21 protein-coding genes and 1 pseudogene are annotated in these 17,338 nt (G+C 67.5%); 13 read left to right on the forward strand and 9 right to left on the reverse strand.

The annotated features are described in order from the left end of the window. Positions 1-243: pseudogene (locus C563_RS21465) on the reverse strand (HNH endonuclease signature motif containing protein); the annotation flags it as partial. A gap of 164 nt (positions 244-407) precedes the next feature. Further along, positions 408-1,769 carry a DUF445 domain-containing protein gene (locus C563_RS0115735; RefSeq protein WP_026264944.1) on the reverse strand — a complete coding sequence of 454 codons (1,362 nt, stop codon included), beginning with the start codon at positions 1,767-1,769 and terminating at the stop codon, positions 408-410. Positions 1,770-1,818: 49 nt separating this feature from the next. Between C563_RS0115735 and C563_RS0115740 the strand changes: the two genes are divergently transcribed. The 7 genes from C563_RS0115740 (at position 1,819) to C563_RS0115770 (ending at position 6,553) form a co-directional block, all read left to right on the forward strand. Continuing rightward, positions 1,819-2,718, forward strand: coding sequence for a glycerophosphodiester phosphodiesterase (locus C563_RS0115740; RefSeq protein ID WP_026264945.1), 900 nt, complete (start codon positions 1,819-1,821; stop codon positions 2,716-2,718). Between the two features lie 7 nt (positions 2,719-2,725). After that, positions 2,726-4,057, forward strand: a complete 1,332-nt coding sequence (locus tag C563_RS0115745; protein WP_018763032.1) for a CoA transferase — start codon at positions 2,726-2,728, stop codon at positions 4,055-4,057. A gap of 89 nt (positions 4,058-4,146) precedes the next feature. Further along, positions 4,147-4,686 (forward strand): DoxX family protein, encoded by a 540-nt coding sequence (locus tag C563_RS21470; RefSeq protein ID WP_442852943.1) that lies wholly within the window; start codon positions 4,147-4,149, stop codon positions 4,684-4,686. Then, positions 4,683-5,471 (forward strand): AzlC family ABC transporter permease, encoded by a 789-nt coding sequence (locus C563_RS0115755; protein ID WP_081624198.1) that lies wholly within the window; start codon positions 4,683-4,685, stop codon positions 5,469-5,471. The genes C563_RS21470 and C563_RS0115755 overlap by 4 nt, the downstream gene beginning before the upstream one ends. Next, positions 5,468-5,779, forward strand: a complete 312-nt coding sequence (locus C563_RS0115760; protein WP_018763036.1) for an AzlD domain-containing protein — start codon at positions 5,468-5,470, stop codon at positions 5,777-5,779. Before C563_RS0115755 ends, C563_RS0115760 begins: the two co-directional genes overlap by 4 nt. Before the next feature lie 106 nt (positions 5,780-5,885). After that, entirely contained in the window at positions 5,886-6,143 is a 258-nt protein-coding gene (locus C563_RS0115765) for a hypothetical protein (RefSeq protein WP_018763037.1), read from the forward strand. Between the two features lie 83 nt (positions 6,144-6,226). Further along, positions 6,227-6,553: a hypothetical protein gene (locus C563_RS0115770; RefSeq protein WP_018763038.1), complete on the forward strand. Its 327-nt coding sequence runs from the start codon at positions 6,227-6,229 to the stop codon at positions 6,551-6,553. 96 nt (positions 6,554-6,649) lie between these two features. On the opposite strand, the gene C563_RS0115775 is transcribed toward C563_RS0115770, so the two are convergent. Then, entirely contained in the window at positions 6,650-6,874 is a 225-nt protein-coding gene (locus tag C563_RS0115775; RefSeq protein WP_018763039.1) for a hypothetical protein, read from the reverse strand. A gap of 205 nt (positions 6,875-7,079) precedes the next feature. Then, positions 7,080-7,697, reverse strand: coding sequence for a TetR/AcrR family transcriptional regulator (locus C563_RS0115780; protein ID WP_026264947.1), 618 nt, complete (start codon positions 7,695-7,697; stop codon positions 7,080-7,082). Positions 7,698-7,819: 122 nt separating this feature from the next. On the opposite strand from C563_RS0115780, the gene C563_RS0115785 reads away from it, so the two are divergent. Genes C563_RS0115785 through C563_RS0115805 form a run of 5 tightly spaced genes read left to right on the forward strand, consistent with a single transcriptional unit; the run spans position 7,820 to position 12,187 of the window. After that, on the forward strand, positions 7,820-8,143 hold the full coding sequence (locus C563_RS0115785; protein WP_018763041.1) for a thiamine-binding protein: 324 nt from the start codon (positions 7,820-7,822) through the stop codon (positions 8,141-8,143). 59 nt (positions 8,144-8,202) lie between these two features. Then, positions 8,203-8,895: an O-methyltransferase gene (locus C563_RS0115790; RefSeq protein ID WP_018763042.1), complete on the forward strand. Its 693-nt coding sequence runs from the start codon at positions 8,203-8,205 to the stop codon at positions 8,893-8,895. A gap of 54 nt (positions 8,896-8,949) precedes the next feature. After that, a complete protein-coding gene (locus tag C563_RS0115795) occupies positions 8,950-10,032 on the forward strand; it encodes an acyl-CoA dehydrogenase family protein (RefSeq protein WP_018763043.1) in 1,083 nt (360 codons plus the stop codon). Beyond that, the gene (locus C563_RS0115800) at positions 10,026-11,408 is read left to right on the forward strand and encodes a bifunctional PIG-L family deacetylase/class I SAM-dependent methyltransferase (protein WP_018763044.1); all 1,383 of its coding nucleotides are present in this window, start codon (positions 10,026-10,028) and stop codon (positions 11,406-11,408) included. The genes C563_RS0115795 and C563_RS0115800 overlap by 7 nt, the downstream gene beginning before the upstream one ends. Before the next feature lie 44 nt (positions 11,409-11,452). Beyond that, positions 11,453-12,187, forward strand: coding sequence for a glycosyltransferase (locus C563_RS0115805; protein ID WP_043424329.1), 735 nt, complete (start codon positions 11,453-11,455; stop codon positions 12,185-12,187). 19 nt (positions 12,188-12,206) lie between these two features. Here C563_RS0115805 and C563_RS0115810 read toward each other — a convergent pair whose 3' ends face one another. The 5 genes from C563_RS0115810 to C563_RS0115830 all read right to left on the reverse strand — a co-directional run bounded on the left by C563_RS0115810 (position 12,207) and on the right by C563_RS0115830 (position 16,159). Then, a complete protein-coding gene (locus C563_RS0115810; RefSeq protein ID WP_018763046.1) occupies positions 12,207-12,464 on the reverse strand; it encodes a hypothetical protein in 258 nt (85 codons plus the stop codon). Positions 12,465-12,781: 317 nt separating this feature from the next. Next, positions 12,782-13,960: a YihY/virulence factor BrkB family protein gene (locus C563_RS0115815; protein ID WP_018763047.1), complete on the reverse strand. Its 1,179-nt coding sequence runs from the start codon at positions 13,958-13,960 to the stop codon at positions 12,782-12,784. 110 nt (positions 13,961-14,070) lie between these two features. Next, positions 14,071-14,712 carry a DUF3618 domain-containing protein gene (locus C563_RS0115820; RefSeq protein ID WP_018763048.1) on the reverse strand — a complete coding sequence of 214 codons (642 nt, stop codon included), beginning with the start codon at positions 14,710-14,712 and terminating at the stop codon, positions 14,071-14,073. Continuing rightward, positions 14,709-15,140 (reverse strand): phage holin family protein, encoded by a 432-nt coding sequence (locus tag C563_RS0115825; RefSeq protein ID WP_026264948.1) that lies wholly within the window; start codon positions 15,138-15,140, stop codon positions 14,709-14,711. The genes C563_RS0115820 and C563_RS0115825 overlap by 4 nt, the downstream gene beginning before the upstream one ends. After that, complete coding sequence (locus tag C563_RS0115830) at positions 15,140-16,159, reverse strand: hypothetical protein (protein WP_018763050.1); 1,020 nt, start codon at positions 16,157-16,159, stop codon at positions 15,140-15,142. Before C563_RS0115830 ends, C563_RS0115825 begins: the two co-directional genes overlap by 1 nt. Positions 16,160-16,351: 192 nt before the next feature. Here C563_RS0115830 and ccmD point away from each other — a divergent pair, with 192 nt between their 5' ends. Beyond that, on the forward strand, positions 16,352-17,191 hold the full coding sequence (gene ccmD, locus C563_RS21945; RefSeq protein ID WP_155845202.1) for a heme exporter protein CcmD: 840 nt from the start codon (positions 16,352-16,354) through the stop codon (positions 17,189-17,191). Positions 17,192-17,338 lie beyond the last annotated feature (147 nt).

Below are 17,338 nucleotides of genomic sequence, written 5' to 3' on the forward strand. Positions count from 1 at the left end.
AGCATGCTGGATGTCAACGGCATCCGCCACGTCTTGGGCTTTCACCGCCGCCAGCTGGGCCTCCAACCGTGCCACCAGCTCCAGCCGCCCCAGACATGACTCATACCGCCGCTGCAACACGTCCACTTCAGCACCAACGTCGGCGCCGGAACAAAGCGCAGCATCCTCCAGAACCAGCCCGCTGAGCGCAGCAACAGAGGCAGAAACACCCATCACCACCGCCAGATCCGCACCGATTCCCATAAACACATCATCCAACGAGGCACTGACATTTATGCCTGCCGACCAGTCCTTCCCCAGCAGCTGCCGGTGCCCCAACGTCTGGCGCAACCAAGGTGCCGTGAGCGTGCGAGCCTCATCCCGCCGTCGTACGCGCCAAACGCACCCGGGACCTGCGGGAGCGAAAGCTACCCGAAGATGAGCTGCGCCACGGTGAATATCGCAAGCCCCGCCAGGGAGCCCACCACCGTGCCGTTGATGCGGATGAACTGCAGGTCCTTGCCCACCTGCAGTTCGATCTTCTGCGAGGTCTCCTCGGCATCCCAACGGGCCACCGTGTCCGTGATGACCCCGGCGATGTCCGAGCGGTAAGTCTTTACCAAGTAGGCCGCGGCGTCCCCGATCCAGGCGTTGACCTTCCCCGCCAGTTCGGGGTCGCCCACCAGCCTGGTCCCGAAATCCCGCACGGCTGCCTTGAACTTGACGGTGAGTTCGCTGTCGGGATCGTCCACGGCACCGAGCAGCGCATTCTTGACGGTGCCCCATGTGCGGGACGCGAGTTCGCGCACCTCGGGATCACCCAGGACCTGGGCCTTGATGTCCTCGGCCCGGGCGATCATGGCCGGGTCGTGTTGAAGGTCCTGCGCGAGGTCGTTCAGGTACTTGTCGATCGACTGCCGCACCTGGTGGTTGGGGTCGGCCTGGACGGCCCGGACGAACTTCAGGATCTCGACGTACACCTTGTCGCCCACCAGCCCGTCCACGAACTGCGGCACCCAGGTGGGGGAGCGGTCGGACACCAGGCGGCTGACGGTCTCGTGGTTGTCGTCCACCCAGTCCGCGGCGCGGTCCACCATCAGGTCCACCAGGGTGTGGTGGTGCCCGTCATGGAAGATCCGCTCGGCGAGCCTGCCCACCGGCGGGCCCCACGGCGGGGTGAGCAGGTGCTTGCGAACCATGCCCTCGATGACGGCCTGGACGTCGTCGTCATTCAAAACCTTAAAGGCGCCGCGGATCACGGCGGCACCTTCCTTGGCCACCCGCTCCGCACCACCCGGCGCGGCCAGCCACTGGCCGGCACGGCCGGCGATGTTGACGCTTGCCAGCTTGTCCTGGACCACCTGTTCGGACAGGAAATTCGTCTCCACGAATTCGCCCAGGGAAGCGCCGATCTGGTCTTTCCGGCGGGGGATGATCGCGGTGTGCGGAATCTTGATGCCCATGGGGTATTTGAACAGGGCAGTGACGGCAAACCAGTCGGCGAGCGCGCCCACCATGCCCCCCTCGGCGGCTGCGCGCACGTACTGCAGCCACGGGTAGTCCTTCTGGAGGGCAAACGCGAAGACAAAGATCACGGCCATGGCAATGAGCAGGCTCAGCGCCAGCAGCTTCATTTTCCGCAGCGCTGCCGCCTTTTCGGCGTCACCGGCGCCAGGATCGCGGGCGACGACGGCGCCTGCCGCCAAGGTGCCCTGCGGCACCTGCCGCGTCGCCTCCGCTGGTGCATCCTGCGCGGCGTGCCCGGTAGTTGCCTCAGAGTTCACCTGCATGTGCCAAGCCTAGCCCCGAAGGCGGAAGCCGGTCCGCTACCGTGTGAGCATGACAACTGACGAGTCTGTGCCGCAACGGCCGTTGGTCTACGCCCACCGGGGCTCCAGCGGCACCTACGCCGAACATACCCGCGCCGCCTACCTGCAGGCCTTGGCTGACGGGGCCGACGGGGTGGAGTGCGATGTCCACCTGACCCGGGACCAGCACGTGGTACTGCTCCACGACGCCAACCTGGACCGTACCTCGGACGGCACGGGGCCGGTGGGGGACCGGACCCTGCACGAACTGCGGCAGCTGGACTTTTCGTCGTGGAAGGGGGCGCGGATTCCCGAGGCCTACGGCGCCCGTTCCGAGCAGTTCCTCACCCTTCCGGAGCTCCTGGACATCCTCCGCGGTGCGGGGCGGCCCGTGGGCCTGGCCATCGAGCTCAAGCATCCAAGCCCTTACCAGCTCAAGCTGGAGGACCGGGTACTGGAAGTGCTCCGCAGCGAAGGCTGGGATCCGGAAAGCTCCACGCTGGATAACGTGGCCGTGACCTTCATGAGTTTCAGCCCCGATTCAGTCCGCCACCTCCTGGAATCCGTCCCGCCCCGCTACATTTGCCAGCTCGTGGACGATCTCACCGTCCACGAGATACGCGGCGGACTGGGCGTGGGCCCGATTACCGGCGGAGCGATCGCCAACCTGATGAAGGCCACCCAACTTGAGGGCGAACAAATCCTGGACGACTGCCTGGTGGGCATGGCGGGCCCAGGCATCGACTATGTCCGCGAACGCCGGGACACCGTCCGCCGCTGGCTGGACTCCGGCCGGCGCTTCAGGGTCTGGACAGTCGACGCGCCGGAGGACGTTGACCTGTGCCAGGAACTGGGCATCCAGGAGATCACCACCAACGTGCCGGCCCGGGTCCTGGGCCAGCTCCGCGTGGCGTCACCGCAGGCGAAGTAGGACGGCCGTGGCGGAGGGCGGCGTCGGCGGATCCTTCCCGCGCAGGTGGTGGGCCGGTTCGCTGGACGTGGAGGGTCTGGCCCTGCAGTCGGTGGGGGCAGCGGCGGAGGCGCTGAACCGGTACACGGGTGACGCGGGCCGGTTCAGCACCACCGCTGCCTTGACGGCGGCAGCCTTCGACTCCTTCGGACACCTGCGGATCGAGGGGCGCCAGCCGCAGGGCTTCGCGCCGCTGTCGGGCTTCCGGCGCACCGCGGACGGCTGGATCCGGCTGCACGCCAACTACCCGCACCATGAGCAGCGGCTGCTGCAGGCGCTGGGGGCGTCCTCCGCCGATGACGCGGATCAGGCACTCCGCGCCATGCCGTCGCTGCAGGCGGAAGCTGCCATCCAAGGCAACGGCGGGATCGCTGCGGCCGTAAGGACCCGCACCGAATGGCTGGCGACGGACATGGGCCGGGCCGCCGGCCAAGGACCCTGGGCCGCTGTGGAGTTTGCCGATGGTGCGGCGGCGGGCCTGGGCCTGGCTGACGTCGCCGCAACAACCCCGGGTCGTCGGCACACTGTTGGCCGGCCCCTGGGTGGCGTCCGCGTCCTGGACCTGACCCGGGTTATCGCAGGGCCCGTCGCCACCCGTTTGCTGGCCGCGCTCGGAGCGGATGTCCTCCGGATCGACCCGCCGGCTTTCCCCGAGATCGCGGACCAGTTCGTGGACACGGCGTTCGGCAAGCGCAGCGCGGAAGCCGATCTTGGCCTCCCGGCAAACCAGCACAGCCTGCGGCAGCTGCTGGCCGGTGCGGATGTAGTGGTCACCGGCTACCGGCACGCCGCCCTGGACCGTTTTGGGCTCAACCCCCGGGAATTGCTGGCCGCACACCCGGGCCTGGTGGTGGTTACCCTCAACAGTTGGGGCACGACCGGGCCCTGGAGCGGCCTGCGCGGCTTCGACAGCATTGTCCAGGCCGCCTGCGGGATTGCCCGCGCATACGGGAGGAACGACGACGACGGGTGGCGCCCGGGTGCCCTCCCGGTCCAGGCACTGGACCACGCCACAGGGTACGGCGTGGCGGCGGCGGTGATCCACCTGCTGGACAGCCGCAGGCAGTCTGGGGTGGGCGCCGCTGCGCACCTGTCACTGACCCGGACGGCGGAGGAACTTTTTGCGTTGCCGGACACCGAGGCAGTCCGCGGGGAGCTGGCAGCACCGGAGTACCGCACCATGGACAGCCCCTACGGCGTGCTCCGCTACGTTGGGCCGCCCCTGCTTTCCGGCGGCCGGCCCCTGGACTATCCGTCTCCGCCCCCGGCCTACGGCAGCGCCACGCTCACCTGGGCCTGACGAAAGACGCAGCGCCGCCTCTCGTCGGCATCGCCGCAGCTGGCACGGCCGGTTGCGAGCGCCCGCTCCTGCTGTGGTTGAGTGGTTCCATGTCTTTTCCCCGGTCCGGCCCCGCTGTCCAGGGCCTGCCCTTGCACGTCCTGCCCTTGCACGTCCTGCCCTTGCACTGCCTTCCACTCCAAGGCTTGTCCGCCGCTGCCATGGGTGCCCTCCTGCTGGCCAGTGCCGGCAAGCATTTCCGCGACCCTGGTTTCTTCCGTGACGTTGTTCCGGAATACCTCTGCCGCGTGGATCCGCAACCCGGTCTGCCTCAGGTGCCCCAGCACCCGCTGGCGCTCCTTTCCCGGGACGAATGGATCGCGGTGAGCGGGCTGCTGGAACTGGCTGCCGCCGTCGGCGTCCTCCTCCCGCCTACCCGGAAGCTGACTGCCACCGCCCTCACCGGAATGTTCACCGCATTCCTGGCAGGGCACGTCGACGCCCTGGTGCGGGCGTACGGTCCGGAGGGTTCGCCCCGCCGCCGGAAGATCCACTCGCTGCGGCTCCCGCTGCAGGCGCCACTGATCCTGTGGGCCTGGAGCCTGCGGAAGCCGGCCTCGCCAGGGTGCCCGCCGGGAGGCCGGCCGTGAAACTGACGGGCTCGCCCGCGGTGAAGGTGGGAATCTCCATCAGCATCGCTACCGGCCTGTATGGAATCTCCTTTGGGGCGTTGTCAGTGACGTCCGGCCTCAACCTGTGGCAGACCATGGCGCTGAGCCTGCTCCTGTTCAGCGGCGGCTCGCAGTTCGCGTTCATCGGTGTCGTTGCCGGAGGAGGCTCGGGTATCGCCGCCATGAGCGCCGCCACCTTGTTGGGCATGCGCAACGGCATCTACGGCATGCAGTTGAACGCGCTGCTGAGGCCCAGCGGCTGGCGCAAGTACGTGGGTGCGCAGCTGACCATCGACGAGTCCACCGCCACCAGCACCGGACAGACGGATCCGGCCGAGCAGCGCCGCGGATTCTGGACCGCCGGGATTGGCATTTATGTGCTGTGGAACATCTTCACGCTCGTAGGCGCCCTGGCCGGGAGCGGCCTGGGCGATCCCAAGAGGTGGGGACTCGATGGCGCCGCCGTGGCAGCGTTCCTCGCACTGCTCTGGCCGCGGCTAAAGGGCCGGGAGCCCGTTGCGATCGCGGTGGCGTGCGCCGTAGCCACCGTGATTGCCGTGCCGTTCGTGCCGCCGGGGGTCCCTATCCTGGTGGCAGCTGTGGTGGCGGCGCTGGCGGGATGGCTAAGCCACGGCCGGCGTGACGAAGGCCTCGAACCGGACATCGAGCCATACGGGCACCCGGCCGGCCGCCACGCTCGCGGGAGTGCACCGCAGGCAGGCGCGGAGCGCGGCGACACCACTGGCCCGGCGGCCGCCCCATGAGCCTGTGGATCTGGCTGCTGATCGCGTGTGCCCTTGCCTACGCGTGGAAACTCGTGGGGTATTTCGTTCCTGCCAAGCTCCTGGCGGACCCTCGTGCCTCGCGTATTGCCGGCACCATGACCATCGGGCTGCTCGCCTCGCTGACCGTGGTCAACGCCGTGGCCTCCGGACAGGCGCTGGCCGCCGACGCACGGCTGGGTGCGCTGGCCGCGGCCGCGGTGGCCCTGGCGTTCCGGGCGCCTTTCCTGGTGGTGGTTATCGCCGGGGCAGGAACCGCGGCGCTGCTGAGGCTGCTGGGCTGGAACTGACCACCAGCATCACAGAGTGATATAGATCACGCCCTGCGTGGTTTGCCGGTTGTATCATGAAATCGGCTTATGCAGCTGGCCACGGCATTCGCGATGAACGGCACCCATGGAAAACAAGCTGCAGGTGGCAAGGGACTTGGCGGGCGGTCCCCGGCAAAAAAATGCTCGACGCCGGGCGGGACTTCCCGCCAAACGTTTCTTCAAGCGCTTTGCAGGCCTGTCGGACGTGCCGCCGGAGGACCTGGAAATCCTGTCGCAGAGGCTGCAGGCGGCACTCGACCTGGACCCGTCGTCGTCCGCCCCTGCCTTGCAAGCCCTGGTGCGCCGGGAGGTCCGCAAGCGGGCTGAGGGCGGCAGGGCCTAACGCCCCCAGCCTTCCGGGTGCCGCGTATGGTGCACTGGAACAGAGGCGGCCCTCACGGGCGCTGCCACAAAGGAGGAACCGAAATGGACGAACAGTCACGGCCCGCCGGGCCGGAAGACGGCCAGGGCACCGAGGACGCCGGGAAAGACAGGCCGGAAGATTACTCCGCCGGGAGTTCGCCAGCGGAGCAGCCTGCGAAGCAGCGGTCCGCCTATCTTGATCCCCGCGGCTCGGAAGGAACCCGGGAACTGCGGGACACTGCCAGGCGGCGCCGGGATGCGGAAGAAAAGCTGCAGCAGCACCTGATGGAAGCGAAAGAACACGTCCCCAACGAGTTCCACGAACACCACCCGCATGCCCACGACACCGAACCGGGCCGGCCCGAGGGCAAAGGCGGTGCTGCAGAATAGGCCCCGGAAGAATCCTGACTGCCGTGCCCGGTATCGAGCAGGGGCGGGTTGTATTTCCGTGCTGTCCGGGATGAGCCCCGGGCGGGGGCTCGCTGGCTAAGCCAGTCTTTGGCTGGCTCCATCGGGCGAAGCGGCCCTGCGGCAGCTTTCCTCGACTGCCATCTCGTACCACGCCTCGGCGCCGAACTCGGGCTCTGGCGTATCAAGGTTCTGGTAGAGGGCGTCCAGCAGCTCCGCGAGTTCCGCAGGCTCCAGGGCCGGGAGGACTTCCTCGGGGCCACGGGGGTCCGTGAGGTAGCGGACAAGGTGTGAACTGTTCATTGCAGTGCTGCCATTGCGCGGCGGAAGGGCGCAAAATTGCTCATGGGTCGCCTCCAGCTGAAATTCCCGCGGCTGGCTGCTTAACCTCTCCAGATTCTATGGCACTGGACAAGGCCCCCACAATGTAACCGCCCCCACAATGTATCCCGCCCGGCAATGGACCTGGCACGGCGCCGCGGCGGATGGCCAGTGGGCCAGCGCCGGTTCAGGCTGTGGGGGCCGGGACAGGCACGTGCGCGGGAAGCGGACGCGCCGGCCGGTCGGCGCGGATGGCATCCTCCACCAGCGCCAGGGGCCGCCGCCACGCATCGGAGCCGGGCTCCATGGTGTCCACCACGCCGATCAGCATGGCAAGCAGCCGGAACATGTCGGTCATGGAAATGTCGGCACGCAGCGTGCCCTGTCCTTGTCCCCGGACCAGCAGCACACTGATGGACTCCATGAGCGAACCGGTGATCCCGGTGAGGAGTTCCCGCCGCCCGGCGACGGCGCACAGCAGGTTGGCGTCGGCGCTGGCGGCTGCCATCAGTGCTTCGAGTACGCGCAGCAACCCCGCTGTGGCGTCGATATCGGCCAGGGCGCCGTCCATGACGGGGTCCACGGTAAGGCGGAGTTGCCGGTTGAGCGCAGCGAGGACCAGTTCTTCCTTGTCCGCGAAGTTCCGGAACAGGGTAGCCGGGCCCACTCCGGCCGTTGTTGCGATGGTTTGGAGCGGCACTTCGGGACCGAATTCCCGGAAACACTGGCGCGCCGCCGTGATGATCTTGTCCACGTTCCGCGCTGCGTCCGCACGGAGGGGCTTTCGGGCGACTGCGAGGCTCATGGCCAACAGGTTAGCAACGGAGGCTCCGGCCGGCATGGTTACCGCAGGGTAGGCGCTTATGTGACGGCCGCTGCCGGTGGTCCAGCCTGCGGCGGCCGGGATCCGCGTGGGACACTGGGGGCATGTTGCTTGCATTTTCCGTGGCTCCCTCAGGTGTTCCCAGCGAGGGCGCCAGGCCCGACGACGCTTCAGTGCACGACGCCGTTGCCGCCGCGGTGAAGATCGTCCGGGAGTCGGGTCTGCCCAACCAGACGGATTCGATGTTCACCACCATCGAGGGTGAATGGGACGAGGTGTTCGACGTCGTCAAGCGTGCCACCGAGGCTGTGGGACGTTACGGCAGCCGGGTGTCGCTGGTGATCAAGGCTGATATCCGGCCGGGTTACTCGGGCGAAATCACCGCGAAAGTGGACCGCCTGGAAGGCGCACTGGCCCAGGAATCCTGAGCCCGCGGGAGGACCGGACGCATCTGGACCCCCACGGCGCCCCGTGCCAAACTGTGCCCATGTTCGAGCACAAGCCCCGTCCGGAGTGGATAGCCACCGAAGAGTTCCTGTCCCGAACCGTGGTGCATCCGGATGCGGCCCTCCAGCAGGCCATCCGGGCGGCGGCGGATGCCGGGATGCCCGCCATCGAGGTGGCACCCAACGCCGGGAAGCTGCTGAAGCTGCTGGTCCAGATGTCCGGGGCCCGCCGCATCCTGGAAATAGGAACGCTGGCCGGCTACAGCACCATCTGGCTGGGCCGGGGCCTTCCGCCCAGTGGCACGCTGGTCACGTGCGAATACCTGCCCCAGCACGCCGAGGTGGCGTGGGCGAACATTGACGCCGCCGGCCTGGGGGAGAAAGTGGAGATCCGGCTGGGGCCGGCGCTCGACACCCTTGCCGCCCTTGAGGAAGAGGACCGGGAACCGTTCGACTTCATCTTCATTGACGCCGACAAGCAGAACAACAGCCACTACCTTGAGTGGGCCGTCAGGCTGTGCAGGCCGGGTGCCACCGTGGTGGTGGACAACACCATCTGGGAGGGTGCGGTCCTGGACCCGGGCATGGATCCGGTCAATGCGCCCGGAATCATTGACGCACTCACGCTCTTGGGCAACCACCCGCGCCTGGACGCCACCGTAATACAGACCGTGGGCTCCAAAGGCTGGGACGGATTCGCCGTTGCCCGCATCCTCCCGCCAAATAGTAAGTAAGCTGTGTAGATGCGTCCCGGGGGCCGGGCGCCCCCAGCGTCGATGGAGGAACGTTTGCAAGCGGTAACCACTTCTGTCTTCTTTGATTCCACCGACGCCGGCATCTCCCCATGGAGCTCATTCCTGCGCGCAGTTCCGGACGCTGCAGGCGACGTCACTGCCCTGTTGGCCCTGGCCGTGGAAGCGGGCGAAACCTGGCCGCGTCCCGGAGAAGGCCGGACGCAGCTGTTATGGGAGCTCCTGGCCTCTGTCGCCGCCATTGACGTGGCGGCAGCCCGGGTATTAGAGCCGCATATGGACGCCATTGCCATTCTTTCCCAAGCTGCCGGCACGGATACCGCTGACCAGCCGCCCGGGGAAGGCGTCGGAGCGTCATGGGGCGTCTTCGCGGCAGAGGCCCCCGGCGTCAGCCTGCGGGCCAGCCGCGACGGCGGCACGGTGGTCCTGGACGGGGCCAAACCGTGGTGCTCCTTGGCTGCAAGCCTGGACCGTGCCGTCATCACCGCCCATACGGACGACGGCGGCAGGGCGGCTTTCGCCGTCGACCTCCGCCACCCCGGGGTACGGTGCGAAGAGCCCGCCTGGGTGGCGCGCGGCCTCCGGGAGATCCCCAGTGGAACCGTGCACTTCGACCACGTTCCGGCAGTGGCCCTGGGTGGAACCGGCTGGTATCATAGCCGCCCCGGCTTCGCCTGGGGAGGCGTGGGCGTTGCCGCCTGTTGGCTGGGCGGCGCGGTGGGAGTGGCCCGCGATTTCCGCGCCGGCCTGCTAGCCGGCGCCGACGCCGGGAGGGAACCGGACCAAGTGGCGCTCGCCGCCCTCGGCGAGGTGGACCGCACCCTCACTGCCGCCATGCAATACCTCGTCCGAACCGCGGCACGCATCGATGACGGCAGCCTGGGCGCCCACGGCCAAAGTTCCTGGAGCGAAGCCCAGCGTGTCCGCGGAACCGTTGCTTCCGCCGTCGAACGCGTCCTGCACTTGGTGCTTTCCAACCGGGGCCCCGCCCCACTTGCCTTCGACGAACGCTATGCCAAACGGACGGCGGACCTGGGACTGTACGTGCGCCAGCATCACGGGTCACGGGACGACGCCCAGCTGGGCCGCCTCACGCTGAAGGGTGACTGCCCGTGGTGACCTTCTCGCACGCGGACCAAGGCACCGCCGAAGCAGCCTGGGCCGGAAGCGAACTGTCGGTCGCGCCGGAACTGCCGCTCGGCCCCGATGAACTCGCTGCGCTGCGCTTCGTGGTCCTGGCCGCCCATCCTGACGATGAGACCCTCGGCGCGGGCGGACTCATGGCGCGGCTGGCCGCGCTGGGCGCGCAAGTGGAAGTCCTCCTGTGCACGGCGGGGGAGGGATCCCACCCGGATTCCCCCACCACATCACCCGAGGAGTTGGCGCAGGCCCGGTTGGCGGAATTCGCCGCGGCACTGACCGTCCTGGGATTGGGGGACCGGTGGCGCTTCCTCGGTTTTCCGGACCGCGGCCTCGGCTCCCACGCTGACGCCATCGCCGCTGCCGTCAGGGATGCAGCGGCGCGGCTGCCCGGGCGGGCCGACCAGCTGGTCCTGGTTGCGCCCTACCGTTTCGACGGCCACTCCGACCACGACGCACTCGGTGCCGTGGCAGCGGAAACCGCCAGGAAGGATGGCCACGCACTGCTGGAGTACCCCATCTGGTACTGGCATTGGGCCACGCCCGGTGACCAGCAGTGGCGGGCGTGGCTCCGGTTCCCGCTGGACGGCGAGTCCGGCGCGGCCAAGGAACGTGCCATGGCTGCCCACGCCAGCCAAGTCATGCCGCTGTCCCCGGCCCAGGGGGACGAAACCCTGCTGAGCCGTGAGTTCCTTGGCCATTTCGCCCGAGGCTACGAAGTGTTTGCCTGGACACCGCCCCGGGACGCGTCCGGCCCGGCGCACTCCAGCCAGGACGCCGAGGAGGTCTTCGACGTCGTCCATAACGGCTCCGCCGACCCCTGGAACTACGCCTCGAGCTGGTATGAGCGGCGCAAGCGGGCGATCACCCTCGCTGCCCTCCCGGATGAGACCTATGAGCGCGGCCTGGAAGTGGGCTGCTCCATCGGTACCCTGACGGAGGACCTCGCGGGCCGCTGCCGCAGCCTGCTGGCCGTTGATGCCAGTGGGGCCGCGGTTCGCCGAGCCACGCGACGGCTCGACGGCAACCACGGAGTCCGCGTCGAGCAGCGCGTGGTCCCCGGCTCCTGGCCCCGCGGAACATTCGACCTGCTGGTGGTGTCCGAGGTCGGCTACTACCTGGCCCCCGGCGAGCTCGCTGACCTGTGGGACCGGGTGGAGGCCTCACTGGAACCGGGCGGGGTCTTGGTCCTGTGCCACTGGCGGCACCCGATCGACGGCTGGCAGCTCGACGGCGACACCGTCCACGCGCTCGCCCGCCAACGGTTGCGCTGGCCAACCACGGGGCTGTACCGGGAGCGCGACTTCGTCCTGGAAGTCCAGGTGTGCCCGGCCCGCGGGACGGGCGTGGCATGACGCTGGCGGCCTCGGGGGGACCAGCCGCAGGGTTTCGGCACGGCATGGGGGCAACGCGGATCGACAAAGTGGCCGTCGTGATCCCGGCGCACAACGAGGAACAGGCCCTGGAGCGGGCGCTCACTTCAGCCGGCACCGCCGCGGACCGGCTGGCCGTGGACAGTCCCGGAACTGAGGCGGAGGTTGTTATTGTCCTCGACGCCTGCACGGACCGGTCGCTGGAGATAGCCGCCGGCTTCGCAGCCCGTGACCTCCGCTTCCGCGTCCTGCCCGTCGGTTTCCACAGTGTGGGAAAGAGCCGCCGGGCAGGTTGCGGGGCGGTGCTGGAAAGCCTGGGCGGTTCCGGCGCGGCGGGTATTCCGGCACGTCGCCTGTGGTTGGCCAACACCGACGCCGATTCACAGGTACCGGAAGACTGGCTGCTCCGGCAGCTGGAACTGGCAGCCGCCGGAGCCGACCTTGTCCTTGGCTCCGTGGAGCCCGATGCCCATGGGACACACCACGAGCTGTTGGCCCGCTGGCACGCCCGGCATGCCTTGGCCGAGGACCACCCGCACGTCCATGGGGCCAACCTGGGTGTCCGCGCTTCGGCCTATCTCGCGGCCGGGGGCTTCCCTGGGATTGACCGCGACGAAGACAGGATTCTGGTGGAGCGGCTTCGCGCGGGCGGGGCAGCAATCGTTTCCACTGACACCACGCGCGTCCTTACCTCGGGGCGGACCAGCGGCCGCGCGCCCGGCGGGTTCGCCGCTTACCTCCTGGCGCTGGCACAACCCTGACGGCGCGTGCGTCCGGCGGTCACACGAGGTCCGGAGCGCTCGCCACGATGTAGTCCGCCGCCGCCGGTCCGGTCATGGAAAGGTTGTTGCTGTCGGGATCGATGCCTGCCTGCTGCAACGCCTCCCACAGGGAGGACGGGGTGTGGGGCTCGGCCTTATTCAGGAGGCACCAGCTGGTGTAAAGGCCATAGAGCTCGTCCCGTCCAAGGCCCAGTCCGGGCTCCCTGTCCGGGACAACTGCCTCGGCTAGGAACTGGTCAAAATGTGTAGCAGTCATGTTCGCTCATTTGGTTGGAGCTTGTATCCGCCGTCTGCTTCAGCGGCCACGCCGGTTCCCAAAAGGCCCCGGCAAGGTATTCACGAAACTATTGCAGGAGGCGCGGCTTGTCCAGTCACGCCGAAAGAGGGCAGGCCCATGGGGGGCCGACGGCGACTGGGGGGACTGGCCTCGGTCTCAGAAGAGGCCATCTCACCGCCGGCCCCGCTTCGCCCCGGACCCCACAGCCCGGGAAACTTCGACAGGACCTTCACCATGAATTTTCCTCTTTCTCGAAGGTCCTGCCTAGTCCCTTCCTCCCTGGCCGGCCCGGACCGTTACATGTTGCTGCCCGGCCGGCCCCCGCCGTCGGACTCTCCCTCTTCGGCGCGGGCCCGGACCTTCTCGCGAACCTTGTCCCGGTGCCGTTCGCCCTGGTTCTGCACGCCGTTGCCCTCCTGGCCGTGCTTCTCCCGGAGTTCCCTGCCGTGCTTGACGTCTTCCTCGATCTGCTGCTGAAGTTTCTCGCTCTTTTTGGTGTCCCGGGGCGGTAACTGAATGGTTTCCTCCGCCTTGATGCCGGCTTGAAGTTCGCGGCCGCGCTCCACTTCGGCGTCGAACTCTGCGCCGAACAACAGGGACATGTTCAGGATCCACAGCCAGAGCAGCGCGACGATGACACCGCCAATGGCGCCGTAGGTCTTGTTGTAGCTGTTGGAGTACGCCACGTAGAAGCCGAAGGCCAGCGAAGCCAGCAGGAACACCACCAAGGCGATGGCCGAACCCATGCTCATCCACCGGAATTTCGGCTGTTTCACGTTTGGTGTGGCGTAGTAGAGGATGGCGATCGCCACGGTGATCAGCACCAGCATGACTGGCCACTTGGCGATGTTCCACACCGTCAGGAAGGCTCCTCCAAGCCCGATCAGGTTCCCGACGGATTCTGCCACGGGGCCGCTCAGCACGAGCATCGCCGCGATGACGACGACGATCAGCAGGTTCACGACGGTGACGCCGAGCATGGTGCCCCGCAGCTTCACGAAGGCACGGCCTTCATCGACTTCGTAGACACGGTTCATGGCCCTGCCGAAGGCCCCGACGTAGCCGGACGCGGACCAGAGTGCCGTGAGGAGGCCCAGGACAAGGGTGAAGCCGGCGGCCGAGGAACTCGCGAGGTCCTGGACCACCGGCCGGATCGTCTCCACGGTCTGCCCGGGGGCGAAACCTTGGACGATGTCCAGCAGGGCGGAGGTGGTCTTCTGCGGGTCGCCGAAGATTCCCAGGAGGGATACCAGCGCCAGCAGCGCCGGAAAGATCGAAAGTACGGAGTAGTAGGTCAGGGCCGCTGCCAGGTCCGGGCACTGGTCTTTGCTGAATTCCCGCAGCGTCTTCCTGGCGATGTACTTCCAGGAGGGCTTCTCCAGGTCCCGGGGGCTCCCGGGTTTTCGCGAATCGTTCGGATCGGGGGCCTGGCCCGCCTTCGCGGTACTGGTCTCGGACGTGTTGTGAGTGGCCATTGGGGGAGTCCTCTCGATCTCGGGGCCAAGAGGACAGGCCGACCCCGCGGGTGGCGGTGCCGGCCTGTCGTCTTAGGTGTTGCCTTTAGGGAGCCGCGGTAAGCGGAGCGTCAGCTGCTTTGGACGGTGTCCTTCGCGTCTGCGGCACGGTCTTTGACGTCGTCGGCTGCGTGCTGGCCCTCAGCTTTGACGTTCTGGGCGGCGTCGGTTGCCGTGGCCTTGACGTTTTCCATGGCTTCCTGTGCCGGCTCCTTGAGGTCCTGGGCCATGTTTTTAGCGGCGTCAGTAAGTTCGGCGGCCAGTGGCTGGGCTGCCGTCTTGAGCTGATCGGCCGCTTCCCGCTCTTTCTGGCTTGGCGGGATCAGCGACGAGACCAGGAGTCCGGCCCCGAACGCGATGAGGCCTGCAGCCAGCGGGTTGCCAGCGGTCTTTGACTTCACCTGGCCCGGGGTTTGGGAGACGGCGTGGCCGGCATCGGAAAGCTTTGCCGAGACGGCGTCGCCAGCCTGGTGCAGGCTGTCCGCCGCTGAGTGCGCACCTGCGCCCGTGGTGTTGTGGACGTTGGTGGTGGCGGTGTCTGCTGCACCCATGATTTTCTCCTTCATCCCGGTGGCCGCATCCTTGAGCTTGTCGGTCTGCCGGTGGACGATGTTGGACGGCGTGACTTTGTCGGCCACGGCGTCCACGTTTGTTCCCAGGCGTGCCCGGGTGGCTTCGATGTCTGCGCGGATGACGTCAGGGTTTTCGCTCATCGGTTTACCTCACCTGGTTTAAGGGTTGGGGGTATCTCAGAAAGGGTTTCGCCGGTCTGGGGCATGCCCTTGATTTGCTTCAGTTCCTTGCGGCCCATGGAGGCCAGGACAGCTGCAATGATGGCCCAGACCACGGCAGTGATCAGGGCGGACCAGCCCAGCGGCATGACGGCGCCGAGGGCGAACATCAGGGCCAAGGACAGGAACAGCAGGACGAAGTGTCCGCCAACCCCGGCGCCGGCCAGCATGCCGGATCCTTTGCCTGCGCGGGTGGCGGTCTGCTTCAGTTCAGCCTTGGCCAGATCGACTTCCTGGCGCATGAGGGTGGACAAGTCCCGCGTTACGTCGCCGAGCAACTCCCCTAGGGAGGCGTTGTCCGCTTTCACATGCGCCGCGCTTGGCGGCGGCTCAGGTATGTGGCTGCTCATCAGAGTCCGCCAGCCTGGCCGCCCCTGGCGCGGTCCCGGGTGAAGGGGTCAGCCGCCATCGGGTCATCGGCCAGTTCGCGGTCGCGCAGGGGGTCGTCGGAAACCTGGTTTCCGGACCACGGTTCCTCCACCAATTGCGGGCTGTCGAGGCCGCTGGCAGTCGACGTGGACTCGGGGTAGCTGCTGCCCGGCGCGCCGCCGTCGTATCCGGCCGTGGTGGTGGCCGGACCGGGCAGCTGGACGGGCGGCGGAGGCACTACACCACCGGCGGCCGGCGGCTGGCCGTATTGGTCCGGGTATGTCGTGCCTGCGTGCTGGCCGGAAAGGCCTGCGGCAGCTGATGCGGTTGAGCCGGTAGACTCCGGGGCGCCTGCCGTAAGGCCACGGGTCAAGCGTCCGGCGAGGACACCGGCTCCGGCAGCGAGGAGCAGGAACGTTCCGGGCCGGTTGCGGGCAAACCGCTGGACCTCGTTCAGGAGGTCTCCGGGTTCCCGGTTCTCCAACCAGGTGGCGATCGATGATGTCCGCTCGGCCGCCTGCCGGACCAGGTCGCTGGCCATGCCGTGCTGGTCCGGGGCGCTGGCCATGCTGTGCAGCTGGCCGGAAATGTTGCGGATGCCTTCTGCAGCCTTCTGCTGCTGCGTTGCGGCCTCGCTCGTGAGGCCTGACTTGGCCTGGTGCAGCAGGTCCTGCGCGTTGGACTTTGCCTCCGAGGCTACGTTGGCTGCCTCTTCTTTGGCCGTCTGTGCCACGTTCTGTGCGGAACCCGCTGCTGTCTTGGCTACGCCTGCTGCCTCGTCCTTGGCAGCTTCGGTGCGTGAGGACGCAGAACCGGTGCCGGCACTCTCCGGCATGGTTTGGGTTTGTTCGTAATCGGCGGGTGCGTACCCGTTTCCGCTCTCAGCGCCATAGCTGGCTGCCGGAGACGGAAAGTTTGCGGGCCGGCGCTCGCCGGGGATTCCTGTATGTGCCTGAGGGGCCGTGTTTGCGGTGTCCTCGGGCCATTGGTTCTCTGTCATCTTCGCTCTTCCTTTCAGAAAGAAGGCTGGTTGCTGATCAAGAACCAGCGGTACTGGCCGTAAAATAGTAAGCATGTTTACTAATGAAAGGTAAGTACCCTTGCTAATTGGGTTCTAACCGTTCGAGTAAAAATGTCAGCCGGAATGGCTCTGGCCTGCCCGGTCACAACGAAGTGGGAAGTGGTGGGAAACATGGATACAGCTCCATGGGTATGGGTAGTGGTTGCGGTTGTCGTCGTGGCACTGATTGTTGTGCTGCTCCTCTCCGGCGGACGGCGCCGCAAGGCGATGCAGGAGAAGCGGGACCAGGAGAATCGGGAAAAAGCGGCCGAGATCCGCCGCAAGGCTGAAAACATGGAACTCGACGCCCGCGAACGGGAAGCCAAGGCCATCCGTGCACGCGCCGACGCCGAGCAGGCCCAAGTGGACGCGGCCCGGCTGCGGCAGGAAGCCGAGGAACGCAGCCGGGAAGCGCAGTCCCTCCGCAGCGACGTTGCCGGCCATGCCCGCGAGGCGGACGAGTTGGATCCCGACGTCGGTCGTGACGGCACCCGCCGCGACGTACACGGGGCGGCCCGGGACGGGCAGGCGCAGGCCGAGGCTTCCAACCATGGCGGCAATGCGGCCGACGTCGGGCATGACCCGGCTGTGCATCGCGAAACCGGGCGCCATGGCAGCGCGGGCAGCGACCTGCCGCAGGCTGAGGCTGAGCGCCGTGACGCTGCTGGCACCGACCTGCCGCACTCTGATGCAGGGCGCCATGGCAGTGCGGGCAACGACCTGCCGCAGGCTGAGGCTGAGCACCGTGACGCTGTGGGCACCGACCTGCCGCACTCTGATACTCGGCACCATGACTCTGTGGTCAGCGACGCTGCGGGCGGTGACGCGGAGTCCAGTGATGCGCGGCCCATCGACGCAGAGCGCCCTGATTCTCCGGCTGCGGATCCGCGGACTGAGGCCGGTCGGCGGATCAATAACAGCGACGCGGAGCGCGATGTGCGCGACGCGAAGAACCCGCACGCGGGCCTCTAGGCTGGATTGCTCCGGGTGGGAGCGGAAGGAGGTTCCTTCTTCCGTTCCCACGCCCGCGCGGGCGGACAAGGATTGTTTTATAAGCAGCCTTATGATTTCCTGCTTCTAAGTCTTGCCGCAGGCTTTCGGAACCAGACCGAGGGAAAA

The sequence above is a fragment of the Arthrobacter sp. 135MFCol5.1 genome (assembly GCF_000374865.1).
Taxonomy (GTDB): domain Bacteria; phylum Actinomycetota; class Actinomycetes; order Actinomycetales; family Micrococcaceae; genus Arthrobacter.